17 protein-coding genes are annotated in these 25,910 nt (G+C 52.0%); 11 read left to right on the top strand and 6 right to left on the bottom strand.

Annotated elements, in window-relative coordinates; all coding sequences use genetic code 11:
- Positions 1–51: 51 nt before the first annotated feature.
- Both FT643_RS02235 and FT643_RS02230 read left to right on the top strand, forming a co-directional pair.
- Complete coding sequence (locus FT643_RS02235) at positions 52–1,668, top strand: bifunctional aminoglycoside phosphotransferase/ATP-binding protein (RefSeq protein WP_156869044.1); 1,617 nt, start codon at positions 52–54, stop codon at positions 1,666–1,668.
- Between the two features lie 86 nt (positions 1,669–1,754).
- Positions 1,755–4,157 (top strand): SO2930 family diheme c-type cytochrome, encoded by a 2,403-nt coding sequence (locus FT643_RS02230; RefSeq protein ID WP_156869043.1) that lies wholly within the window; start codon positions 1,755–1,757, stop codon positions 4,155–4,157.
- A 70-nt stretch (positions 4,158–4,227) separates the two neighbouring features.
- Here the strand turns inward: FT643_RS02230 and FT643_RS02225 are convergent, their stop codons facing one another.
- From FT643_RS02225 to FT643_RS02210, 4 genes are all read right to left on the bottom strand, one after another.
- The gene (locus FT643_RS02225; protein WP_156869042.1) at positions 4,228–4,821 is read right to left on the bottom strand and encodes a 2-hydroxychromene-2-carboxylate isomerase; all 594 of its coding nucleotides are present in this window, start codon (positions 4,819–4,821) and stop codon (positions 4,228–4,230) included.
- Between the two features lie 21 nt (positions 4,822–4,842).
- Positions 4,843–5,796, bottom strand: coding sequence for an HlyD family secretion protein (locus tag FT643_RS02220; RefSeq protein WP_156869041.1), 954 nt, complete (start codon positions 5,794–5,796; stop codon positions 4,843–4,845).
- A 2-nt stretch (positions 5,797–5,798) separates the two neighbouring features.
- Positions 5,799–6,176, bottom strand: a complete 378-nt coding sequence (locus FT643_RS23830) for a DUF3302 domain-containing protein (RefSeq protein ID WP_156869040.1) — start codon at positions 6,174–6,176, stop codon at positions 5,799–5,801.
- Positions 6,177–6,315: 139 nt separating this feature from the next.
- Positions 6,316–8,859, bottom strand: a complete 2,544-nt coding sequence (locus FT643_RS02210; RefSeq protein WP_156869039.1) for a sensor domain-containing protein — start codon at positions 8,857–8,859, stop codon at positions 6,316–6,318.
- 289 nt (positions 8,860–9,148) lie between these two features.
- Here FT643_RS02210 and FT643_RS02205 point away from each other — a divergent pair, with 289 nt between their 5' ends.
- Positions 9,149–10,678: a transglycosylase SLT domain-containing protein gene (locus FT643_RS02205; RefSeq protein ID WP_198043247.1), complete on the top strand. Its 1,530-nt coding sequence runs from the start codon at positions 9,149–9,151 to the stop codon at positions 10,676–10,678.
- Positions 10,679–10,755: 77 nt separating this feature from the next.
- Here FT643_RS02205 and FT643_RS02200 read toward each other — a convergent pair whose 3' ends face one another.
- The gene (locus FT643_RS02200; protein WP_156869037.1) at positions 10,756–12,873 is read right to left on the bottom strand and encodes a type VI secretion system Vgr family protein; all 2,118 of its coding nucleotides are present in this window, start codon (positions 12,871–12,873) and stop codon (positions 10,756–10,758) included.
- A 134-nt stretch (positions 12,874–13,007) separates the two neighbouring features.
- On the opposite strand from FT643_RS02200, the gene tagH reads away from it, so the two are divergent.
- From tagH to FT643_RS02160, 8 genes are all read left to right on the top strand, one after another.
- On the top strand, positions 13,008–14,375 hold the full coding sequence (gene tagH / locus FT643_RS02195; protein ID WP_156869036.1) for a type VI secretion system-associated FHA domain protein TagH: 1,368 nt from the start codon (positions 13,008–13,010) through the stop codon (positions 14,373–14,375).
- A complete protein-coding gene (tssJ, locus tag FT643_RS02190; RefSeq protein WP_156869035.1) occupies positions 14,368–14,874 on the top strand; it encodes a type VI secretion system lipoprotein TssJ in 507 nt (168 codons plus the stop codon). The genes tagH and tssJ overlap by 8 nt, the downstream gene beginning before the upstream one ends.
- Before the next feature lie 119 nt (positions 14,875–14,993).
- Entirely contained in the window at positions 14,994–16,343 is a 1,350-nt protein-coding gene (gene tssK / locus FT643_RS02185) for a type VI secretion system baseplate subunit TssK (protein ID WP_156869034.1), read from the top strand.
- A 7-nt stretch (positions 16,344–16,350) separates the two neighbouring features.
- Entirely contained in the window at positions 16,351–17,331 is a 981-nt protein-coding gene (gene icmH, locus FT643_RS02180; protein ID WP_156869033.1) for a type IVB secretion system protein IcmH/DotU, read from the top strand.
- Between the two features lie 3 nt (positions 17,332–17,334).
- Positions 17,335–20,883 (top strand): type VI secretion system membrane subunit TssM, encoded by a 3,549-nt coding sequence (gene tssM, locus FT643_RS02175; RefSeq protein WP_156869032.1) that lies wholly within the window; start codon positions 17,335–17,337, stop codon positions 20,881–20,883.
- Position 20,884: 1 nt separating this feature from the next.
- Entirely contained in the window at positions 20,885–21,604 is a 720-nt protein-coding gene (locus tag FT643_RS02170) for a PP2C family protein-serine/threonine phosphatase (RefSeq protein ID WP_198043246.1), read from the top strand.
- Between the two features lie 12 nt (positions 21,605–21,616).
- Entirely contained in the window at positions 21,617–24,178 is a 2,562-nt protein-coding gene (locus tag FT643_RS02165) for a bifunctional serine/threonine-protein kinase/formylglycine-generating enzyme family protein (RefSeq protein ID WP_156869030.1), read from the top strand.
- A gap of 266 nt (positions 24,179–24,444) precedes the next feature.
- Entirely contained in the window at positions 24,445–24,960 is a 516-nt protein-coding gene (locus tag FT643_RS02160) for an Hcp family type VI secretion system effector (protein WP_156869029.1), read from the top strand.
- 127 nt (positions 24,961–25,087) lie between these two features.
- Here the strand turns inward: FT643_RS02160 and FT643_RS02155 are convergent, their stop codons facing one another.
- Positions 25,088–25,891 (bottom strand): hypothetical protein, encoded by an 804-nt coding sequence (locus FT643_RS02155; protein ID WP_156869028.1) that lies wholly within the window; start codon positions 25,889–25,891, stop codon positions 25,088–25,090.
- Positions 25,892–25,910: the final 19 nt, after the last annotated feature.

The following is a 25,910-nucleotide window of genomic DNA, read 5'->3' as shown; positions in this document are numbered from 1 at the left end:
GTTGTAATCCCAAAGTTTGATTGAGAGGCATTGCAGGTGGTCGGTACGCACATGATGGTAGATGACTTCGATATTAGCGAAAGTTTTCCTCACCCTGTGGACACATTGCACTGGCGTGAGACCCATATTTCGTGGATTTTGCTGACGGGTAAATTCGTTTATAAAATCAAGAAACCGGTGGATTTTGGTTTCCTTGATTTTTCGTCCCTGGAAAAAAGAAAGCACTTTTGCGAAGAAGAATTGCGCTTGAACCAGCGTACGGCGCCGCAATGGTATCTGTCTGTTGAACCGCTCTTTTGTGTTGAAACCCATTCCGGCTCGGCGTCCGCTGACTCAGGCGGGGAAGGGGGGTGCACAAAGGGGGGGCTGAATTTTTGCGGCCGCGGGACGGTGGTGGATTATGCCGTTAAAATGACGCAGTTCGACCCGGACGCCGTGTTACTCGATGAAATGAAGCGCCGGACGCTGCCACCCGAATTTTTCTATCACCTCGGCGCTGACTTGGCTGTTTTCCATCAGCAGGTGGACGTGGACGAACATGGCACTTTGCATGGCGGGTTGGAGCGCATATGGAATCCGGTGCAGGAGAATGTTCGTCAGATCGAACCGTTGTTGCAGAATGAACAACAGCGTGAACAGTTGCAACATCAAGCAGCCTGGGCGGAGAGTGTGTTCGAGCAACTCACCTCCTGTTTCAAACAACGCATGGCAGAAGGTAAAGTGCGGGAATGCCATGGTGATCTGCACATGGGTAATATTGCAGTGATCGATACCAATGCCCTGTTGTTTGATTGCATTGAGTTTAACCAACAGCTTCGCTGGATCGATGTTGCCAGTGATCTGGCCTTCCTAATAATGGATATGCAGTTTCACGACTATCCGGCTCAGGCTAATGCGGTGTTAAACCAGTATCTGGTCACTTCATGCGATTATTATTTATTGCCGGTGTTGCGTTTTTATATGGCATACCGGGCGATGGTTCGGGCTAAGGTGAGTATTTTGCGGCAAAGCCAGACCGACCTGGATCTTCGGCAAAAGCGTGCATTGCAGCAACAATTTGATGCGTACCTTGACTTCGCCTGCCAGCAGTCCCAGGCAAAACGAGCGCCGCTGGTGTTGACCTGCGGCGTGTCCGGCACCGGGAAAAGCACCTTCGCAAAACAACTTGCGGAAATTGTAGGCGCTATTCACTTGCGGTCCGATGTAGTGCGCAAACAGTTGGCGGGGCTGAAACCATTGCAACTCAGCGACTCAGAACCGTCACAATTACACCAGGGTATTTACACGCCGCAATTCAGCGAAAAAACCTTTTCCTATCTGGCACAGTTGGTTGAGCTTTGCCTGCGGAACGGTTTCCCCGTGATTGTCGACGCTACCTTTTTGTCGCCACGCCATCGCCAACGATTTCTTGAGCTGGGTGAACAATTCGCCCAACAAAACACGATTGTCCATTTCCAGGTACCCTACCAAACGTTGGTAGAACGGATTCGCGCCCGTCAGGCCCGGCGAGACGATCCGTCAGAGGCAACGGTGGCGGTGCTGGACCAGCAACTGGAACAACAACAGGGTTTTACTTCACATGAGTTGCCACTGGTGGTGGAAGGCTATAACGGTGCGGGAGAATTTGACTTCGCGTCGGTACTGGAGCGAATGGCAGCGGGTTGTTAGTTCTGATCTTATCTGGTACTAATGTTCCAGGGATACGTGCAGAATTGAGAATACTAATAAGACTACTGTGCAGGGGGGGAAAGGCTATGGGGCAGCTTGTTTCGGTTTGTCGACCGTTTATTTTCGTTTATGTTGTGGTCTTCAGCGCTATTTTTTATTCGTCAGCCGGTTACGCCACCGAGTATGATCGGGTTGTCAGGCTAGAGCCGGGAGCGGAACTTCCATTTGAGTTGAAAGCGGCTTTTTTGTCTGCAAAGCCCGGGACCGTGATTGAGTTGCCCGAGGGCACTTTCCACTTTGACGACGAGATCAGCCTGAATACGTCCCATATCACTCTGCGCGGACAGGGTATGGATAAAACCATTCTCTCTTTTGCCGGCCAACCGCAGGGCGCTCAGGGCATCCTGGTTCAGGCCAATGCCTTTACGGTGATGGATCTAGCGGTGGAGGACACTGCGGGGGATGGCATTAAAATGGAAAATGCCAATGGCGTTGTGGTGCAGCGGGTGCGGGTGGAGTGGACTGCGGGCCCAGCGGAGGAAAACGGCGCCTACGGACTGTACCCTATCAATTGCGACAATGTACTGATTGAAGATAGCGTGGTAATCGGCGCGTCCGATGCCGGGATTTACGTGGGTCAATCGCGAGACATCGTGGTGCGGCGCAATCGGGCAGAACACAATGTCGCAGGAATCGAAATCGAAAACTCCATCAATGCCGATGTGTACGAGAATCTGGCAACGCACAATACCGGCGGTATCCTGGTGTTCGATATGCCAAACCTGACTCAGGCGGGCCATCATACTCGCGTATTCAATAATCAGGTAATTGATAACAACACCAAAAACTTCGCTCCCGAGGGCAATATTGTTGGCAAGGTTCCCACCGGAACCGGGGTGATGGTGTTATCTACTGATTGGGTACATGTGTTTGATAATGAGATTACCGGTAACAAAACCGTAAACTTCACTTCTTTTAGTTTTAAGTCCGTTTCTATTCTGGATGGTACGCCGCTGCCCGATGGCTACGATCCGTATCCGGAACATATCTATGTTCATAACAATATAATGAAGAAGCAAAGTAACTGGTATTTTGATGGCGGTGAATTCAATTTTCTGACCAATTTATTGTTTATTCTGAAACTGCGCCCGACCGCGGATATCATTGTGGACGGGCAGGTTGCTTCTGATCTGACTGCGGCAGACTGGTGTTTCCACGACAATATGCGGCCCGGGGGCAGAGCGGCGTCTTTCGGTAATTTGCAACTGAATAAAACCCATTGGCTGGTGAGTCTGCTCGGTGCCCCTGGTACACCGCCAATTACCCGTTACCCTGAAGAAACTAACTGTACGCAGCCGGATTTTGGTCCCGTTGCATTGGATATGTCGGTGTTTGATTCGGTGCCCGAGCCCGACGAAGAATTTACCGAACAGGAAATTGCGCTGCTCTGTGGAGGGGGTGACAGCAATACAGTGAACTGGGCGGCTTATCAAGTGAACTGTCCGCAATTGTCGGAATATCGGTTATTTGTTGGCAATGATCCAGCCGCTGAGCCGAATACGGATCACGGTTTGCCTTATGATTTAACGTCGCCGTTATTCAGTGATTATGCTGCAAAATATCGAGTGGTTTTTTTGCCGCCCGGACAAACCATTGAATATCAGGAGCAAGATGTGTTTACCTTTCCGGTGGGCACAATCATTGCGAAAACGTTCGCCCTGAACAACGAGTACGGCGAAGAGGAAGTTATTGAAACCCGCTTGTTGATTCATCGAACTTCCGGTTGGCAGGGGGTGGCCTATATTTGGGATGAGGGGATGACGGATGCGACTCTGGCGTTGGGTGGTGGAGCGGTTGCAATGAATGTGTTGGACAGCGACGGCAACCTGGTGACGGTGGATTATCGGATACCGGATGCGAATCAATGTACCAATTGCCATGGGGTTAAGGAGGAAGGCGACGATCGTTTTCTCAATCAACCCATCGGGCCCAAAGCGCGATGGTTAAATCGGGATTCCCTTTTCCATGGTGAGCTCAAGAATCAGTTACTGCATTGGACACAAATAGGACTGTTAACCGGCGCGCCATTGCCCGCCGAAGCGCCCCGTTTACCGATATGGAACGACGCGACTGACGGTACCATGGAGCAACGCGCGCGAGCCTATCTGGAAATAAACTGCGCTCACTGTCATAGCGAAGGCGGTCGTGCCCGTGCTACAGGTTTGAAACTGATGGCGGATCAAGCGCTGGATGCGAATTACGGGTTATGCAAACCGCCGGTTGCTGCAGGAACCGGCTCTGGTGGGCTTAAGTGGGATATCGTTCCTGGCGATGCAGATAACTCAATTCTGGTCTATCGGATGCATGCAACGGACCCAGCGGTAAGAATGCCGGAACTGGGACGCAGTGTGGTGCATGGGCAAGGGGTTGCAGTAGTGGAAGATTGGATTAACTCCCTGACCGGTGACTGTACGCCGACTGGACCCTGATCAGTCCTATTCAATAAAGCCGCGTTACTCGCAAGTACGCGGCTTTATTGCGCCCGACATTGAGCTGAGCTTAACCCGCTTGTTGCAGGATTTCTTCTATAAAGTCCAGACGATCCTGGCCCCAAAACATTTCATCGCCGACATAAAAAGTGGGTGCGCCGAACGCACCGCGATCAACCGCTTCCTGTGTGGTAGCGATCAATTTATCTTTATATTGTTGCTCACCTGCCAGGGACAGTAATTTTTCACCGTCCAGGCCCGCCTTATCCAACACCGCTTTTGCAACGGCCGGGTCCGCCATGTTCTCACCGTGTTTCCACATGGCATCAAATACAACCTGGCAATATTGATCGAAACAATCTTCGTCAATGGCCACATAGGTGGCCCGCATTAAGGTCAGTGTATTCACCGGAAAATGCGGGTTCAGTCTGAATTCGACTCCGTAGCGTTTAGTGAAGCGGGGCATTTCATACTTTAGTAGATACTTGCCTTTCGCGGGGACCGAGATAGGGGCGCGATTGCCGGTCGCCTTAAACACACCGCCTAACAGCATAGGTTTGTAGTTCAACTGCATTTTATATTGGGTCTGTAACCACTTCAGCCGTTCGTAGGAGACATAGGTTGGCGGGCTGGCGAAATCGAAATAAAAATCAATCGTCGTCATAGTTCACTCCGGATTTTCTTGTTAGTGAATAGGGAAAAGGTAATTCATCCAGGATGCCATTCGCAATAATACCTTCCGAATTAACGCAATGTGATGCAGGTGTTCACTGTACAAAGCGGCCTGGCCGAACGCGCCGCCGGGCAATTTGTCTCGATAGGGTTCGAATGCCGGGTCAGTAATCCGGATACGGACCGGAACCAGTCCGGGAGGCAGTGATTCGGTTACCAGATTGCCGTTTGGTTGCAGCTGTCCTTCGGCCAGAAGAGGATATATGCTTTCCACCTCGCCCGAAAATACGTCTCCGGGGATGCCATCGAATGCAATTTCTGCGCTATCGCCGACTTGCAAACGCAGCAGGCTGTTCTGCATAAACCATCCGACAAAGGCATCTTCCTGCTCATGCACAAACACCATCACCGGACGTATCGGAAGGTTGACCGCCATCATGCCGGGACGTAAGAACACCTGAGTAACGTAGCCTGAGGTCGGAGCCCTGACCACTGTTTCACTTAGGTTGAAATTGGCGATATCCAGTTGAGCTTGCACGTCGTCGTAGCGGGCACGGGCAATATCACGGTCCCGCTGGCTGATGGAACCGGATTTTACCAGGGTTTCGGCCCGTTCCAGATCCGCTTTGGCAGCGACCTCCTGAGCGGTGAGTGAATCCACTTTGCCCTGGAATGGAATCGGATCCAATTTGAATAGGATGTCGCCTGCCTGCATCATCTGATTGGGCACCGCATTCACTTCGAGCACGCGGCCCCGCACCGTCGGGATGATCGGTGTCGAAAGCGAATATTTGCGCGCTTTTCCTGCATAAGGGTGGTTGTAATTCATCAGAATAAACAAGCCACCAATCAATACGATTCCACCCAGGATGGCGGTGGGCACGGTCCATTTATTCAGGGGAACTTTGAAGACTTTGAAAATAACAATACAGAGGGCGCTATAGGTCAGTATTAATAGCAGATCCATATTTATTCACCTTCCCGCGTGGTTGGATGAATCGCGGTCGCAAGGGCCGGATCGCCTTGTTGTTCCAATTGCTGAATCCGGTGGCTGAGTTCACGCACCTGTTGTTCCAGATTGCCCAACTGGTGATGGTCGGTTTCACCGTCCTCGTTTTTAAATCCCCAGCCCCGGTCTGCGCGATAGAGCGTGGCCCAGATCCAGAGAAAAGGCCAGATCACATGCAGGGTAAGCAAGCTGACCCATCCGGCGACATGAATCGCATCCTGGTGAGGGTGATTCCGTTTGTGGGCAATGTCATAGGGGATATCGTGAATCGCAATGATGCCGTAGAACACGACAGTGGCAGAAAAAACCAGTAAAAAGAGGGCAACATAGTCCAGCATATAAGCCTTCCTGAGTGATGTTCACAGAATGGGAAGAAAGGAGGGCATCGTAGCATAGATCCTGGCCAGGGCGGTATTGCAGGGTGGTTGCCACGTGTACGGATAGGCCCGTTTGCATGGCCCGTAAACCGTATGAGTATTAGGCCGGCGCGGTTATTTTCAGCCAGCTGGGGTAGGCTTTCCATTGCCTTGCCCAGGCGGAAAAGTCATCGGCATTCATCGGGATGGCAATACCATAGCCTTGCGCATAATGGCATCCCATTTTGATCAGAGCCAGACCGTGCTGTTCGGATTCCACGCCTTCGGCGATTACGGTTTTATCAAAAGCGGATGCCAATCCCATTACACCGCGTATGATGGTGAGGTCATCTTCGTCCATTAACATGTCCTTGACGAAGGTCCTGTCGATTTTCAATTCCTTTGCCGGCAGTTTTTTCAACAGGTTTAGTGTGGAGTAACCGGTGCCAAAATCATCCAGGGAAAAGCGGATACCCAATGCACTGGTAGCTCGCATTACCAGCGAAATCTGATCCACATCCTGCACTGCGCTGCTTTCCAGTACTTCCAGTGTGATACTGGAAGGGTTGATCTCGGGGTGTTGAAGTAGCTGACGGGCCAGCCGGGTGGAGAAATCCTCCTGTTCCAGCATGGGAATGGAAACGTTGATACTAATATCGAAATCCTGATTGGTTATTTTCCAACGACTGATTTGTTCCAGTGTATGGTCGATCACCCATTTATCCAGGTCTATTGCCAACTGTTCGTTGAGGTCCGCTCTCAAAAAATCTTTCGGTACCAGTAACCCGCGGATAGGGTGCTGCCAACGCAGCAATACTTCAGCACCGATGATGGTGCCAGTCTTCATGTTGACTTTAGGCTGGAAAAAAAGCCGCAATTGGTTATGCACCAGTGCCTGTTCCAGTTCCGCATGCAGTTGCCGGGTGTCACGCTGACTGCGCTCTTTCATGGTGTCGAATATTTCGAAACGGTTTTTACCATGCACTTTAGCCTTGAACATGGCGACGTCCGCTTGGCGGATCAGTTGATCGGCTTCCAGTGCATCCTGTTGTGGATAGTAGCTCACGCCCAGGCTGGCCGAAACTTCAATCACGCCGACTTCACTGTGTACGGGTTGAGAAATGGATTTCAGTAACTTCTCGAAATATTTTTCCTTGCGCGGGCGGGAATCAATGTCCGGCACTACCACCATGAATTCATCACCGCCAAGGCGGGCGATGGTGTCACGCTGGTCTAAGTTGACCAGCATCCGCTTGGCGATATCAACCAGCAGTTTGTCACCAATCAGGTGCCCATGACGGTCGTTCACGGCTTTAAAACCATCCAGATCAATATACAATACAGCCAGACGTGAGCCGCTTTCCTGTGCATGTGACATGGCCCGATTCAGGCGTTTCCCCAATAAGAAACGATTCGGTAAATGAGTGAGGGGGTCGTAATGGGCAATGTGCTCCAAATGCTGTTGATGTTTTTTCTGGCGGGAAATGTCGGTTAAGAGAACAACGAAGCTACCAATTGCCCCACTGTTATCACTGGTTGCGCTCACCGCCACTACCGTATCAATGTCCGGGCCATCACTGGTTTTTATTTTTAGCTCATTTTGCCAGTAGCGGTTGCTGGATACCTGGGTCAGAATTTCCCTGAATTTTTCTCGGGATATGGATTTCGACAAGAGAAAACGCGGTGACCTGCCTGCAATTTCTCCCAACCGATAGCCGGTAATATCGGTAAAGGCGCGGTTGATGTTTACGATATTGCCGCGACGGTCGATAAATACGATGGCTTCCCGGGCAAAGTTGAACACCGCGGATGCTTGTTGCCGCTCTTGTTGGTGGTGGTTCTGTTGCGTGGTGTCGGTGGTGGTGAGGTGGAGCCGGGCCGGGCTGCCGGACATGCCGGGGGGTAATCGGAGCACGCGTGTTTCAAGATAATGCACAACATTATCGGCATCGGTCATCCGGGTTTCGAAGTTGCCTGGGGTTCCCTCCCGGAGAGTGGTTGTCAATGTTGCACGAATCCTTGGCCAATCGCTTTTAAACACTTCCGAGAGCGGTTTATTCTGCAGGTCGTGTTTTTCTTCGCCCGGTATTCCCCGGTTCGCGTACAGCACCTCTAGTGATTGATCCAGTAATATAATCTGGTCCGGCGAGTCTCTCGCGATAACCTTGAGCAGGGATTCCCGCTCGGCCGTGGCCTGTTCTACGCGAACTTTTGCGCTGATGTCCCAGAAGGCACCCTGCACGCCGATCACCTGTTCACCCTTCGCTTGATCAGATTCGTCACGCTTTGTGCCGGACGTTTCGGTCCACGCTCCAGTCAAAGGGTCTTCATTCCCGTAGATGGGGGCTTTAATGATTTCTATATAGGACTTTTCACCTGTCACCGGATTGACATTTTCTTCAATCTTGCGAATCATCTCTCCACTACGGATAACAAAACGATCGTCGTCGTGATGTTGTCTGCACAGATAATCCGGAAATAGTTCGGAAACAGTTTTGCCTAATATATCACTCAGGGGTAATTGCAGTTTGGATTGCAATGGTGGGTTCACGAAGGTGATGGTTCCGTCCCTATCGGTGCGGAAAACACAAACTGGTAGTGCGTTTATCAAAGACTGATCTAAATTCTGCGAGTTATGTAATATAGATGGGTGATTGATTTCCATGGGCTGAATTCGGGCAATCCGGTATTGAATAGTTATTGAATAAATATAGCATCCTATTGTTATTTGTATTGTATTTAGGCATTTAGATTAAAATGTGATCTTTTGTGGCGAGCAAATCGAGTCCGGTTTCGGCTACAAATCGTCAGAGCGGGACTCAGGTTTATTTAATAGAGAAAAAGCGATAGCATGCCGCTTCGATCTATCGGTAGGCTGTCGGTTACGGGGTGAATTCGCGGATAACGGGATTCAAAACAGTCGATTTAGTGTGAAGTTGTAACAGGGAATGGTTGTGTATTACCTAACGCTTTTATCAGGTGGCCAAACCGGGCTACGTAAAAAGATGTCTGTGGACGAGCCAGCCAGATGGTTAATAGGGCAGGGCACCCAGTGCGATTGGGTATTAAATGAAGTCGGCGTTCAACCCTTGCATTGCTTGGTGGAAACCACCTGCGACGCCATCACCGTCGTCGCGCTTTTGGGCCAAATTGCGGTTAACGATGAAGCGATTGATCATCACAATCCGGTGTCGCTGAAACCGGGAGACCACATTAAATTGGGCGAAAGCAAAGTGCGATTGGCACTGAGCGTGGCTACTGATAATTCAACCCAGGTGAAAATTCAGGTCAAGGTGCAGGGGCACCCGGCAAACAACGTGCCGGGCATCCTTCCCGGAAAGGGTTTCGATAACCTTGATCAGCCGATAAAAAGCAAACGACGACATTCACTTCAGGCCAATAGTCCGAGCAAAAGGCGCCGTTTGCCCATTAGGTTGCCCGTTTTCGGTGCAGGATTAATATTGGTAGGGGCGAGCTGCTATGCACTGGTGGGCAATAGCGGGTTTTCGGATGGCCAGTCCGTTCCGCAACAATTAACCGGCATGGTGTCGGCAAGCTGGCCGTCTTCCCTTTCGGATGAGGTCTTGTCCTATATTCCTGAACGCTTTGCATCCAACACAGACGCAGCGCAGATCCAATCGGCCCCGCGGTTAACCTTGCAACAGGCATTTGAACAATCGGGCCTGAGGGTACCGGGGAACCGCGTGGGTGAAGCAAGTTTGATGGTCTTCACGCGGTTGGGAGAGGTTCAGGCGGATTCGGCTGAGCACCGTGAAACTGCGAACGCAATCCAAAGTGGTAAACTGATTCATCCCATAGTGGCGTTTAAGATGGGTGAAAAATCCTACCTTACCGATAAGAAAGGTGCGGTCTATTTTGTCAATACGCGGCTGCCGGACGGCGGACGGCTGGTGGGCATCGATAAGCGCTACTACACCGTCGAGAACGAAAGTGGCCTTTATCGCTATTCCACCGAACACCTGAAAGTGTTGAAAGATCAGGAGCAGGTGGTTGCAACGGACTTAAAATTAGCCCAGCGTCCGTTGCATTTCCGGGGTAATGTATCCAGCAAGTATGACCACTTTATTCGCAAAGCCAGTGAGACTTACGGGGTTGAAGCGCCGTTGATTAAAGCCGTTATTCAAACGGAGTCCCGTTTCGATCCGTTAGCGGTTTCTCACGTTGGTGCGCAGGGTTTAATGCAGATAATGCCGGTCACCGCGAAGGGGCTGGAACTGAGCAATCCGTTCTCGCCGGAACACAATATAATGGCAGGCAGTAAACTGCTGGGCCGTTTATTGAAAAAATACGAACAGAATCTGGACTTGGCTCTGGCGGCTTACAATGCAGGCGAAGGGGCCGTAAGAAAATACAACGGCGTACCCCCGTATAAAGAAACCATGGAATACGTGGTTAAAGTGAATTTGGCGTTAGATCAATATCGTGGCCTGGTAAAGGCGGCGAATACCGTCGCAGGGAATTGATTTAAAGCATTCCCTGATCCGGTCCGCCGATGCATTCTGCGCTTTCGAAGCCCAGACTTAAACTCCATTTTCTCATGCTACTCTTCGGGTGCCGTGGCTGCAGTCAGTGCGCAAGCGGGGCAATCCTCGGCAGCCAGGGCGTTACTTAACTTAGCCTCTTCCATCACCGCGCGCTGTGCAGCGATTTGTTCAAAGTCAATTGCGGCGGGCAGTGGCGTCACCGATGCTGTCGCAGCACGCAGTTGGGCGCCGGGGCGGTCGTTATCGGCTTCCGCCGGTGTGCCTGGGCGCGAGGGGTTTGCCTGTTCGACCGATTCGCCAGTGCTGCCCCCATCGTTGATGTTGATTAATGGACCCACTAGAGCCACGCCCAACGTGTCGAGGGTAATCATCCCTGCGCCACCCTTAACAGACAGGCTCAGGCCACCTTCGATCACCGCTTTGCTGCCGGCTTTGATATGGACAGATTGTCCGGCGTCTACAACGTGTGCTCCATTCACTTGCAGTTGCAGATCTTCTGCCACATTCAGCGACAGGTTTTGAGTCGTTTGTTCGGTTTCATTGGCCCCTGATGTCTGGTGCCAATCCTTGCCGGTTTCCTGGCAAGCCAAGCCGGTCACGCTGAGGTGCTGGTCGTGCACAGTTTGTTGTCGGTGCATTGCTTGCACCCGGATATCCAGATCTCTTTCAGCCCGCAGCAGAACCTGTTCAGCACCTTTGCTGTCGTCAATCCGGATTTCGTTGTATCCACCCCCACCTGGAGTGGACAGGGTTTTCAGAGCGGCGCGGCTCTTATGCTGTGGTAGTGCGTAGGGCACTTGATTCTGCCCGTTGTAAACGCGCCCGGTCATTATGGGGCGGTCTGGATCACCAAATTCAAATTCCACCAGCACTTCCTGACCAATACGGGGCAGGGCTATGCCCCCCCATTCCAGCCCGGCGACTGGCTGATTCACCCGCAGCCAGCAACTGGTCGCTTCATCCGCCATTGCCTCACGATCCCAAAAGAACTGTACTTTCACACGGCCGAATTGGTCAGTGTATATTTCTTCATTGGGCGGGCCGGTTACCACTGCGTTTTGCAGGCCGCTGATGACCGGCTTTTTGAATCGACCCTGCGTGCCTGGAGCGGTGCGGAACAGGGTTTCGAAAGGCATGCAGCGTAATTGCGATATACAGCGGCCGCTGCCGCCATCCGATCCTTCATCCAACGCTTGCGGCTGTTCGATCAGCAGCTCGGATTCGACCACCAGATACTCCCGGTTCATCGCCGGGTCCGGATGCTTCTCCAGAGCCAGAAACTGACCGGCATCGCAGTGGGGGGTGTGGGTGCTCATCTCCACCAAAGCCTGCTGACCTTGTATCTGTTCCAGTTCATATTGCGCAAGCGCGGCACCCTGTTCTTCTTCAGCATAGCCACCGGGATAGTGGTAGAGTTCAAGGGGGGGTGTGAGCCCTTCTTTGATCTGGTTCAGTTCCCGCTCAGGAGCCTCAAAAAAATAATCATTCAAGCGCACCGCACCAGCGGTCACTTGTTGGCAGGCATGTAGAAGGTGCACACATTCCTCATCCTGGGGGCGGCTGGTTTCCTGTTCGTAGCGCAGAGTGGGGCTGGCGGTCTTCGGGGCAAAGGCATTGTTGTCTTCCGCCATCACTAAAATCTGCAGATCGGCGTTATTCTGGAAATGGAAATGGCGCCCTTCTTCACGCATCAGGCGCTGTACGAAATCGAAATCCGTTTCGTGGTATTGCACACAATAGGGCCGCTTGGGGCCTGGTATAGTCAGATCCAGGAATTGGTCGCCGGAAATCCCGTGCTCTTGCAGTATCAGGGCAATGATGTCGTTGCTGTTCTGGTCCTGAAAGATACGCTGGTTAAGCCGCTGGGTCAGATGCCATAGTCGCGGCACCAACTGAATGCGGTATTCGCTGTATTGCGTTCCGTGACTGACAAAGCCGGCTTCGTTGATGTAACCCCGTATAAACCGGAACTGGGGATCGTGCACCGTCACCAAAACGGCCTTATCGATCAAACTTTCCAGCTCGAAATTTATGCTTTTATTTGCGAAGCGAATGTCATAGTAGAAGAGGCCACTGATTTGGGTGCGGCCTTCCAGGCGGACAAGTCGGAGTGGAATGTTGACGCTGTCAATGGCAATACTGAATCGGCTGGTATTCGCCGTGGGTGTTGGCATAGACTTCCTGCAATCGGCTAGTGGTTTGCTTTAAAGACAGACGAAACACAAAATATCCCCCTGTTTTTCATCGGCTAACGTAAAATCCAGGATGTTTTTAATAGATTTATAAGAAGTGGTTTGGACGGTTTAAAATGGAATTGGTGCTGGAAATAACAAGCTCAGAGAAGCATTTACTGGGTGATAACTATCAACATGCGTTTCTGCCGGCGGGCGGGGTGATCGGACGTTCTGCCGGATGTGACTGGGTCATACCGGATCAGACCCGGCATTTATCAGGGCGTCATGTCATCATCTCCTTTGAAGCCGGTCAATTTTATGTCACGGATATCAGTACCAACGGTACCCACCTGAATGGCGCCATGGCGCTGGAAAAAAATAAGGCCACCGTAGTTTCCGACGGTGACCGCCTGGTGATGGGCAAGATCCATTTTCAGGCCCGTCTTCACATGCAGGGCGCACAGTCTTCTCCTGCCATTTCTGCCCATCAGATTCCCAGGCCCGGTGGCAACAGTGCCCCCGGGTTTAGTATGAACAATCCGATTAACGATGTTCAGAATCCCATGTCACGAGTCGATGAGTGGGCTGCCCAGGTTGCCCGTGAGCAGGCGCAAGCGGCAGAAAACCAATGGCATCAGCGTTCGCAATCCATGCCCGATAGTGTGCAGCCGGGCCGGGAGCCTTTTGACCCTCCGAAGCCGGTGCCGAAGGCGGCGCAACCTCCGGTAGCGGCCAGCCACGATATTTTGCCGGAGGATTGGTGGAAGCGTGAGGTCCCTGGGCCTGATGCTTCCTTGGCCGAGCCCCGGCCCTTGGAGGCCGCTGCCCCGCCGGTTGCGGATTCGCCAAGCCCTCTACCGCCGCTCAGGGTACCGGCCCCGGGCGGTGCCGATTCCGTCGAGACAGCCGCTTTTGCTGCCGGACTCGGGGTCAGCGTAGGGGATATTGAGCAAGCTGGCGGTGCGGCTTTTCTACAAAAAGCAGGTATGCTATTGCGCACGTGCCTGAAGGGCATGGTCAGCGCGACCCAATCCCGCGCCAGCCTGAAAAATGAATTCCGGTTGGATATGACGCTGGTTAATACCAAAGATAATAACCCGATAAAATTGTCGGCCAATGATGAGCAGGTGGTGCGCCATATGCTGTCGGAAGAGCCGGGTTCCTTTATGCCGATGGAGCAGGCGATGGGGGAATGCTTTGCCGATGTTCAGGAGCATCAGCTGGCCATGATGGCAGGCATGCAGAATGCCTTTATTGAATTGATGGAGACGTTGTCCCCGGTGGCGCTGGAAAAGCGCTTTGACCGCAGTAAAACCGGCGGACTTAGTCTGGCGTCCAGGAGCGCCCGATACTGGGAGGCCTATCGGGAGCTGCATCAGGATTTATTGGCTGAAGACGATATTTTCGCCAGCTTGTTTGCAGAGCCCTTTGCCCGGGCTTATGACGAGCAGGTGGGAAAACTAAAAAACGCCCGCAACAGCAGAGGGAAGCAGGATGATTAATTCAACGAGCACAGATAGCAAGGTAAGGTTATTCAGGGGCGGTTTACTTCGGCTGCTGTTGGTGTCCGGGTTACTGTGGCTGGCCAGTGGCTGCAGTTACTTTATGTCGGATCTGACCAAGGTCGATATGCGCATTGTCACCGGTGGAGATGTGAACCCGGATGACACGGGCAGACCGTCGCCGGTGGTCGTGCGGGTGATTGAATTGAAATCACCCTCCGGTTTCGAAAGTTCTGATTTTTTTGCCTTGTATCAGAGTGAAGCCCAGACCCTGGGTTCCGATATGGTGGCCAGTGAAGAGTTTGAATTTAAGCCAGGCGATGTACAGGATCTCAAGTTTGCATTAAACCCGGATTCCAACTACGTCGCGATACTGGCGGCATACCGGCACCTGGATAAGGTCAATTGGCGCATGGTGTTGCCGTTGAAAACCAAGGAAAAGAACGAATTAACCGTGTTATTGAACCGGCGCGGTATCGAATTAGCAACGCCCCGATGAAGAATCCGGTTAGGGGCGTTCCGAAATAGTGTAATTTTTTGCACACTGACGGGCTGAATTTTTATCCGCCCGCTGTCTCTCTAGGCAACAAGCACTGACGTTTAGGGAGACGCCGCTTCATGTCCTTGCATGATATGTCGTATCAGAAAAAAGTGGTGTGGAGCGAAGGCATGTTCCTCCGGCCTCAGCATCTGCAGCAGCAAGATCGTTATGTTGACGCCCAGTTTCGCGACCGCAACCGATTATCCAGCCCGTTTGACTGGGGCATACGGAAATTCCAGGTGGACGACCAGGTTCTGCAGCAAGGGGCGTTTGCCATTGTCCATTGCGACGGCATTATGCCGGACGGCACCTTGTTCCATTGCCACTCGAAGGAACACCGTCTGCTGCGGGAAATTCCTCCGGGCAAGCAGGATGTGCTGATCTATCTGGCATTACCGGTAGCACTGCAAGGCGCCGATGAAGCCGCGGATGAGAACGATGAGAACAGTCTTACCCGCTGGGTGCGATCCGATGAAGATGTGTTGGACAGCAATCAGGGTAGCAGTAAGCGGGTCAATATTACCTTGGCGAATCCGCGATTCAGTTTGCTGCTGGAAGACGAGCTAAGCGCCGATTTTACCCGTATTCCGATTGCGCGGATCAAAGAAAGCTTTGCCGATGGCCGGCTTGAGCTGGATCAGTATTTCATCCCCCCCTGTTTGTCGATCAGCGTGTCCGGCCGGTTAACGTATTTTATGCAGGAAACGCTGAGCTTACTGACGCACCGGGCTCAGGCCATTTCCACACGCCTGAACGGCAGCAGTGGGCAGCGTGGTTCGACGGATCTGGCGGATTTTTTGCTGTTACAAATGGTGAATCGCTACAGTGCTCTCCTAAAACACCATGCAGAAGTGGAGTATGTGCATCCGGAAACTCTGTATCAGGTGTTGATAATGCTCAATGGTGAAACAGCAACGTTCACCGAAGAAAGCAAACAGCCAAAGCCGCAGCGCCCCTATGATCACCGTAACCTGACCCTGTGTTTCAATCATCTGATGGGCGATATTCGTCAGGCACTGAGCCTGGTGTTTGAACAAACAGCGCTGGCGTTGCCGCTACAGGAACGCGATTTTGGTGTGCGCGTGGCCCCTATCCACGATCGTTCGCTGCTGGATCAGGCCCAGTTCTATCTGGCTATTCGGTGTGACTGGAGCAAAGAGCAGGTAAGCAGCCGCATGCCCACTGTGATAAAAGCAGGCGGTGTCGAGCAACTAAGGGAGCTGGTGAACCTGCAGTTACCAGGTATCGGTTTGGTAGCGTTGCCGGTGGCGCCGCGACAAATTCCTTACGGATCGAATTTCACCTATTTTCAGTTGGAAAAATCACCGCAAAATTGGGCGCACCTGAAAACGTCCGGCGGCATTGCGTTCCACTTTTCCGGAGAAGTGCCCGGCCTGGAATTGGAACTGTGGGCGGTGAAAGGGTAGTAATGGCATGAACAACGATGAAAAAACCGTAGTCCAGTTCAAAAACGCTGAAGGCATAACGCAAACATCACGACCGGTTGCCGGCGGTTTCGCTCGGCCGAATCCGGGTGGACGCAGTGCGCCGCCACCGGTTAATAACGGGTTTGGTGCAACGGCGGCAGCGACGGCACAAAATAGCCCGCCAGCGGGTTTTAACAACAATCAGCCGTTACCGGGGCCGGCGTCTGTCGCTCTGCCTCTGCCGGTGGCGGCAGGTTACGGACTGGATAATCCGTTGTTGGCCGCGGCAGAAGAACTGCTGTCGAAGATGGCGCAATTAGCCGCCCGCCATGAGACCCAGGATGCCTTGGCGTTTCGGGATTGGTGTACCCGGCAAATTCAAGGCTTCGAGCAACGCTGTCTGCAGCAGGATGTAGCGGAGGAGGCGCGTCACTATGCACGTTATGTATTGTGTACGGTGATGGATGAATTAGTGAATAAAACGCCGTGGGGCATTGGGGTCTGGAGTAAGCAATCCCTGCTCAGTCAATTTCACGGAGAGACCGGCGGTGGCGAGCGCTTTTTTCAGTTACTGGAATATTTGCAGCAAACCCCGGCCAAGAATCTGCCTTTACTGGAGCTGATGTTCGTTTGTCTGGGTCTGGGCTTCGAGGGTAAGTTCAGCCTCGACGCGCGAGGTTACGCCCACCTGGAAGAGCTGCGTGACAATCTGTTCCATCTGATCCGCATGCAGCGTGGCGAGCCCGAGCGCGATTTGTCACCCCATTGGCAGCGAGTGACCACGCGACGCAATCCGTTAACCCGTTACCTGCCTTTATGGGTTGTGGTGGCGGTAGTGGGCGTTATTATGCTGGCCACTTTTTCCGGCTTCTCCTATCTGTTAAACGAGCGCAGCTCAGCCATTCTCAGTCAGTTGGAAAACAGAGGTCAGCCGCTAAGTAGCCGCGTTGACCCGGTCCCTGTTAACGGGAACAGTTCGAAGGAATAACTCATGTCCAAATACAAATGGCTTGTCACCTTAATCGGGGTGATTGCACTTTCCATTCTGGTCTGGTTTGCCGGACCCTATATCGCCGTGGCGGAAAAGAAAATTCTGGAAGGCGAAGTGGTGCGTCTGCTGGTGATTATGGCGCTGGTGCTGCTGTGGGGGCTGAATAATTTACGCCTGAGTATGCAGGCCCGCTCCGGTAACGAGAAACTGGCTAAGGACTTACAGGGCGAGACCGAAAAAGCCGTTGCCGCTGACGGGTTAGGCAATGAGTCGGGGGCAGAATCCCATGTTCTGAATGATCGTTTTAAGGAAGCAATTGAAACCCTGCGTCGCAGCAGTGGCACATCCAATCGCTACAGCAAAAATTATCTATACGAATTACCCTGGTACATACTGATCGGCCCGCCGGGTTCCGGTAAAACCACCGCGCTGGTTAATTCCGGCCTCAATTTTCCATTGGAGGAAAAATTCGGGCGCGGTGCGGTGCAAGGGGTGGGCGGAACCCGTCATTGTGATTGGTGGTTTACGGACCAGGCAGTGATGATTGATACCGCCGGTCGGTATACCACACAAGACAGCCATGCGACTCAGGACAGTAAAGCCTGGATTGATTTCATTATGCTGTTGAAACGATATCGCAAACGCAGGCCGATCAACGGCGTGGTCATTGCCATTGGTGTAGATGAACTGACACGTCAAACCGAGCAGGAACTGAGCGCAAATGTGAACTCAGTGCGGGCCAGATTGCAGGAACTTACCCGCCATTTGGGGGTGAAGTTCCCAGTGTATTTATTGCTGACAAAATGCGACCTGATACCCGGCTTTACTCAATACTTTGACATGATGGGTAAAGAAGAGCGGGCGCAGGTATGGGGTACGACTTTCAGCGAAAAGCCGGAATCCAATCTTACCCACCAACAGATGTTTGAAGACGAGCACGATCTGCTGTCGAAACGACTGCACGATGGTGTAATGACTAAGTTCCATTTTGAGCGGGAAGTTACCCGGCGTTCAGCGATTCTGTCATTTCCGGGTCAATTTGAACGTTTAAAACCGATGGTGGCGGATTTTGTCGGGCGTACTTTTAGTGAATCCCGCTTCCACGATCAGTACTTGCTGCGCGGGGTATACTATACCAGTGGAACTCAGGAAGCGGCGGGAATGCAACGCATGATGCAAAACGTCGCCGGTCAGATGGGGTTTTCACAGCAAGCGTTGTTAGGGCAGACAGCTCAGGGTAAAAGCTACTTTCTGCGCAACCTGTTTCAACAGGTCGTGTTTCCGGAAGCGGAATTGGTGAGCGCCAATCGCGGCTACGAATCGAAATTGCGCTGGGCTCGAAATCTGGGTTACGGCGCTTCATTGACCTCGGCGGTGGGCATGGCCGCGGTCTGGTCCACCAGTTACGGCCTCAATGAATCGTCCCTGAATCGAACGCAGGAACAACTGAATTTATATGTCGGACAGCAAGCCAAATTGCACGGCGATGAATACCCGGCACAAATGATGGAGCCGATGCAACCGCTATTGGCTTTGCGAAAGGTCTATCAGCCGTCGCAGGATGGCTGGAAAATGGGGGTGGGCCTATACCAGGGGGATGCTATTGATATAGCCGCTGAAAACGAATATGAACTGGTTCTGCAGGATCAGTTTTATCGCTCCATTCAAAAAAATATAAGCCAGCAATTAGTCGACAACCAGGGTGTACCTGAATATTTGCATATGGCGTTAAAGGCGTACCTGATGCTGAGCTTGCCGCAACGTCTGGAGAAGGAATACGTCAGCACCTGGGTAAGGGCGGACTGGATGAATCGTTACGCAGATCAACCGGAAACATTAAATGCCCTGAATGCGCGTATGGACGATTTGATGCAGTTGGAGTGGTCGGCGCTGCAGGCGGATGATCAGTTAGTGGAGAATACCCGTTTTATTTTACGTAAGCTGCCGCTAGCGGATCAGATTTATGCATCGATTAAAGACAAAGCCCAGCAGAAAATGCCACAGGAATATCGTTTCGATAGCAACATCGGCAACGATATTCATCACGTGTTTAATGGGGAGTTTGTCGCTATACCCTGGCTTTTCACAGCGGAGGGTTATCACGATTTCTTCAAGCCCCAGCAGGATAATCTGATTGAAGAACTGGCCGAAGACAGCTGGGTGGTGGGAGCCCGCAATCAGGATATGGACGATATGGATCTGGCGGATATAAAAGCCACCATTGAAAAGCGATATCTGGATGACTACATCGGTTACTGGCGTTCTGCGATTTCGCAACTGCGGTTGCAATCCAGCAATAGCCTGGAGGAGCACGTGCGCTTGTTGAACGAAATGCTATCCGGCAGTTCACCATTGCGGCGGGTGCTGGACGAAACCGTTGCTCATACGCAGTTGTCGAAGCCGTTGATCGACCCTGCGATGCTAACCGAAAACGCAACTGAAGCAAAACAACTGGCGCAAAAGATACACCCGAAGGCGGGCAAAATTGCGCGTATCGCCAGTTTGGCGGGCAAGAACCGTCTGGTGAAACTGCCTGAAATTCCCGCCACGCTGGTGGATAAACGTTTTGAGCCGTTGCACGATTTAATGGGTGCAGACAATAAAAGCTCAGCGCCGTTTGAACGGGTCTACGCCTCGTTAACGGAATTGCAGGTGTATCTGGAAGGCATATCCAGTGGTGGCTCGAGCAATCAGGCCGCGTTTGATGCGGCCATTAAGCGCATGAGTAATGGCCGCACAGATCCCATCGGCAAGCTTAAACTGGAGGCACGCCATTTACCGGAGCCGGTTAAACAATGGGTAGAGTCGTTGGCTAACCGGGCCTGGTCGCACACGTTGGGCGCGGCGCGGGCTCACGTGACCTCAGAGTACAATATTATGGTAAAGCCGTTCTATGAGCGCAGCATTGACGGCCGTTATCCCATTGCGAAATCGTCGGAAGTTGATATTACCCTGGCCGACTTTGCTGAATTTTTTAAGCCCGATGGCATAGAACACCAATTTTTTAAACAGTATCTTGCCCCGTTCGTTGATACCCGCTCGTCGCCCTGGCGTGCACGCATAGTCGATGGCCAGGGGCTGGCGGTCAGTAAAACGAATTTGATGCGCTTTGAGCAAGCGAACCATATCCGTAAAGCGTTTTTCGCCAATGGCGACGCGCCTCAGATACGTTTCAACTTGCGCGCGATCTATCTGGACGCCAATATAAATCGTTTTGAATTAAGTTTGCTGGGAGAGCGTCTGCAGTACCGGCACGGGCCTGCCCGGGTTGATACTCTGACTTGGCCGTTACAAGGTGGGTCTGGTGGCATTAAATATTTGTTTGAAGATCACTATGGTGTGCAGTTCAGTGATCAGGTTCAGGGCACCTGGGCGTTGTTTCGTTTTCTGGATCAGTTCCCGCTGCTGAAAACAGGTTATTCGGATCGCTTCAAACTAACCGTACAGGATAAAGAGCGGAAAGCGGTCTACGAGCTTCACGCCAGTAGCGCGCAGAATCCGTTTATCCAAGATTATCTGGGCAATTATCGTTTACCGAATGCGTTGTAGCATGAATTTAACCTATCGTTCTTCCGTTAAATCTCACGCGGGCAACGTTCGCGAACTGAATGAAGACGCTTTTTTTTCCTGCGAAGAAAAGAAAATCTGGTGTTTGGCGGACGGTATGGGGGGTTACGATGCCGGTGAAGTTGCGTCGTCGATGGTGGTTGACGCCGTGGCTGCCGTGACGCCGGTGGCTGATCTGAAAGACTCCGCAGTGTTGGTGTGCGATGCGCTTATGCAGGCCAACCGGGAAATGACCCACCAGCGGCTCGGTTGTGATTCGATGATGGGCAGCACGGTCCTGGTATTGCTGGCATCAGAAGCTGAATGCGCTTGTATCTGGGCCGGTGATAGCCGGCTTTATTTATATCGGGACGCCAGTCTGTTCCAGATGAGCAAAGACCACAGTGTCGTGCAGGAACTTATCGATAAAGGAGTGATTCCGACAGAAGAGGCGTGCCAACATCCGCAAAGCCATGTGATTACCCGCGCGGTGGGTGCCGACAAACACCTGGATTTAGAAGTGATTTATTTTGAATTACAGGCTGGTGACGTTCTGTTGCTCTGCAGCGACGGTTTGTATTCGGAACTGACACCCGATGACATTATGCACGTTTTATCCTTACCCGGTGATAGTGCCTACAAGGTTTCTGAGCTAATTGAAAAGACCCTGCAGCAGCGGGCCAGTGATAATGTGACCGTCAGTGTTATCGAAGTTAACCAGTAAGGCGTTCGCCTGATGTCGGATCGCGAAGAAACCACGTCGTTTAATGCCGCTTCGGTTGTTAACCCAGACACCGAAGTGAATACGGTTGCCGAATTGCCCACCCAGGTGCTTCATGCGGCGCCGGGTTCCAGTGTTGCCGATGGTGCCAGGGTGACGGTGGGCACTGTCCTTAAAGACCGTTTTGAATTGGTTGAACTGCTTGGGCGGGGCGGCATGGGGACGGTGTATCGGGCGCGGGACCTGCGCCAGGTGGAGGCGGGAGATTCTGACCCCTGGATTGCCGTTAAAGTCATCAACGAAAGCTTTTCCCGCCACGAGCGTGCGCTCACTGTGTTGCAGCAGGAGACGAAAAAAACCCAAAGGCTAACCCACCCCAATATTATCAGCGCCTACGATTTTGATCGTGATGGCAAGATTGCTTTCATGACGATGGAGTTATTGCAGGGTATTTCCCTGGATAAGCTAATCGAAAAAAATAATTACGGGTTAGCCCCGGAAAAAGCCGATGCCATTTTGCGGCAACTGACACGCGCCATTGTCTATGCACACGATCAGGGCATCGTGCACGCGGATCTGAAACCCGCCAATATTTTTGTAACTTCACAGGGGCAGGTCAAGGTGCTGGATTTTGGCATCGCCCATGCTTTACAGGAAGGGCGCGATCATTTTGATACCCGCAGTCTGGGTGCGCTGACGCCGACCTATGCCAGCGCAAATATGTTGCAGGGTGGGGATCTGCGGGCAGTGGATGATCTTTACGGGCTCGGTTGTATTGCGTATGGGTTGCTGTCCGGACGGCATCCGTTCCGCCGTAAAAAGGCAACCGAAGCGGATGCAGAAAATGTAAAACCAGCTCGAATCAAAAGTCTGAACCGTAAACAATGGAGCGCCTTAACGGGGTTGTTAGCGTTTCAGCCACCGGAGGACAGTTCGGCAGCCGGGTTCGAACATCTGTATTTTGGCGGCGATGAACGCTCCACTCCGGCGTTGGGGCTTGGTATTGCCGGGTTGTTTGCATTGGTATTGGTCTGCGTTTTGTTTTTCAACTGGTTGTCCAGCAAAAATATACGTCAAATGGTGGATCAACTCAGCTCGCAGCAATCTGCCAGAATTGTTACGGCATTCGCTGAGCTGCCCGAGTTAACTGCCGAAGATCAATTGGTAGTGCTGAATAAGTCCAGAGAGAGTCTGCTGCAGTTTTGTGGCGCTCAGATCCAACAGCTGGACCAATCCAAGAATGCCGAAAACTACCGTGATCTGGATAGGCTGTTTGCATTGCTGTTGCCATTTTATGCGGACTCGTCAACCTTACAAGATTTGCATCAACGCTATCAGAGCAAGCGTCAATATTATTTAACGAATCTGGCGGAAGTTATCGAAAAGCGAATAGTTGCTTCAGATTATATAAGCGGGGAAGCAGCGTTCAGCGATCAGGTGCAGTCATTGCAGGTGATAGACCCGCAACACGTGCTTTTTCAACAGCATAACATCAAAGCACTGTTGGCAAGAGATGCCGGTGTTGCCCATTACCTGGGGGAAGAGAAGCGTGCACAAGCCATTATTGAGCAGGCACTGGTGCTGTATCCGTCCGAGGCGGAACGTTTCAGGCAGATTTTAAGCCGGACTGAACAGCAATCTCAGGCTGTAACAGGAGAGCAGGGCAGCAACCAAACCGAATCAGCGACGCGCGTTACCGGCCTTCAGATAGTAGCAGATCGTCTTGCCCGCTCGGCAGACATTATTAAAGAATACGACGTCAATACGACAGCGGGTCTAAAGCAGTTTTTGCAAAAACTAAGTGAAGACGAGCCGGAAATGCACAGTCTGTTGTCTGCAAGCCTGCAGGCTTTTATTCAGCAACAAAAAGCTCACTCAAAACCCCCGTCACCTGCTGTTTTGGGTCTTGAAAAAGCGTTGTTTGCTAAACCCAGGGTTTCTGTTGCGAGAAAGCCGGCTGATCCCTGTCGCTCCGCTTACGCTAATCAGGGTCACAACCCGGGCTATCGCTGTCAGGATAAATTGACTGCTCAAGAGTATGCCCCCGCGCTGGTGGTCATTTCCTCCGCGCCGCCGTTGCCTGCATTTGCGGTGACCCGCCACGAAATTACCGTCGCGGATTTTAACCTGTATTGCCGATTATATAACGCCTGCGCCGAGGCCTCTCAGCGTACGCTACCGGTAGTCGATATCAGTGTCGAACAGGCAGACCGTTACGCGCGCTGGTTGACGGAAATGACCGGCTATCAATACCGCCTGCCGCGTTGGAGGGAATGGCAGCGTTACGCGAGGGACGATTCCGGAGTGCAGGATCATAATTGCCGCGTGCGTGCGGGAGGGCGTTTGGTGCGCGGCGGTACACTCAGGTCAGCTGCCATCGGATACCAGAATTCCCTGGGCGTAGTGAATGTGATCGGCAATGCGCAGGAGTGGGTGCAGATGGAGGTCGGTGTAGCTGCCGTCGGTGGAAGTGCGGCAACGGATATGAGCCTATGTCATCCGCAGCGGGTTTGGAATGGCGAAAACAAAGGTGATCCTATGACGGGGTTTCGGCTGGTGCGGGAATTGAAAAATTAAATGCGGTAAAACCATCCGCGATGGACTGGCGGTGCGCTGCACAATTTAAAAAAGGTTGTGCAGCAAATTGCTCACAATTCCAGGGCAGGCGGTGTGATCGCTGGATCGGGATGGGAAAAAAATCCAAAAAAAACATATAAAACAATAGGATAGGTGATATGGCACGTTGTTTGATATGTATTGGTTAAAGCCAACATAGCGTTGGTTTAATCACAACAGCAACACCAACCATTCACGTACATGATTTACTTAATAGGGAAGCGACAATGCCAACTCCAGCGTATATGAGCATCACCGGTGAGCGTCAGGGATTAATCACTGCAGGTAACTTCACCGAGCCGAGTGTGGGGAATATTTATCAGGAAGGCCATGAAGACCAGTGTCTGGTTGAAGCATTCAAGCACAACATTATTTTGCCGCGTGACCCCCAGAGTGGTCAGCCTACTGGGCAACGGGTGCATCAACCGGTCACCATAACGAAAGTATTCGATAAGAGCTCCCCGCTGCTGTATGCAGCCCTGACATCCGGTGAGCGCATGACCGAATGCACTATCGAATGGTGGAGAACATCCTCAACCGGCACCCAGGAGCATTACTTCACTATTCAGCTGGAAGACGCCATCATCGTAGATATAAAAGCCTACATGCCTAACTGTCAGGATCCCGGTCAATCACACTTCACGCATCTGGAAGACGTCTCGTTGACCTATCGTAAAATCACCTGGACCCATGAGGTCTCCGGTACAACGGGTGAAGATGACTGGCGTGTATTGAAGTCGTAATTATTGGCGCTCAATAGGGGCACCGATACGCTAGTGAACAGGGGGCTCTCTCGCAAAGAGTCCCCTTTCTATTAAGACCCTTTTGTCTGGCAGTAGCCCCGTTGCGGACACAGTAATGATCGAGCGTTCAAAAACAAGCGGTGCTTTCTTTAACCGCTTTATGGTAAAGCTTGCCGTACTCCTGCTCATCTTTTAATGACGCTTTAATGATCCAACCCAGTGATACCGGATTGATTAAAGACGTCATGCTGCCATCGTCGTAATTCTGATTGTAATCACTATTGAATAAGTAATTAGCATTGTTGCGTGCGGAACCCAGGTGGTCGTCCTGGTCCCACAGTCCCGGTTGCGACTTGGGAGTCCCCTCAAGAGTGTCAATGACGTAGTGGGTTTGTTTTTCGGGTTGAAAAATCAGAATGCGCTTTTCTTCGTAGCTCACCACAGAAAAGCGATGGGCGCCGCAAAATTGCGGAAACTGATAACTGCATTGGGTCAATGCACCCTTACCCTTGCCCCAGAAACTATCTGCTTTGGTGCTAATTTGATAGGACAACTGACGACAATGTATCTCCGCGGTCTGTACGATTTTCTCGACCGAGCGTGGATGCCCGTAACGATACAGATGCTGGTTACGAGCATCGGTTTTAGCGTTGCCAGGCTCGGACCGGCTGTTTAATTTGCCGGGCATATCAGATATTCCTGAATTCTGATAGGCGTCGTCCGAGTATTCCGATTCCGGTGCATAGTGGTCATAGGCGGCGTCGGCCTTATCTGCGGCCGCTTCTCCGGCGTAGGCTGCCGCATGATTCTGACGTTGGCGTGGTTCCTGGTGGCCGATGGCGCGGTATGAGCCGTCGTCTACTTTGGTATTGGTGCTGCAGGCTTGCAGGCCTGTAAGGGCTATCAGGCCGATGCCTGCCAGATACTTCATGGGGGGACTCCAAAGGTTT

This window comes from Ketobacter sp. MCCC 1A13808 (assembly GCF_009746715.1).
Lineage (GTDB): Bacteria > Pseudomonadota > Gammaproteobacteria > Pseudomonadales > Ketobacteraceae > Ketobacter.
The sequence above is the reverse complement of the archived record's forward strand: the minus strand, read 5'-3'. Positions and strand labels throughout refer to the sequence as shown.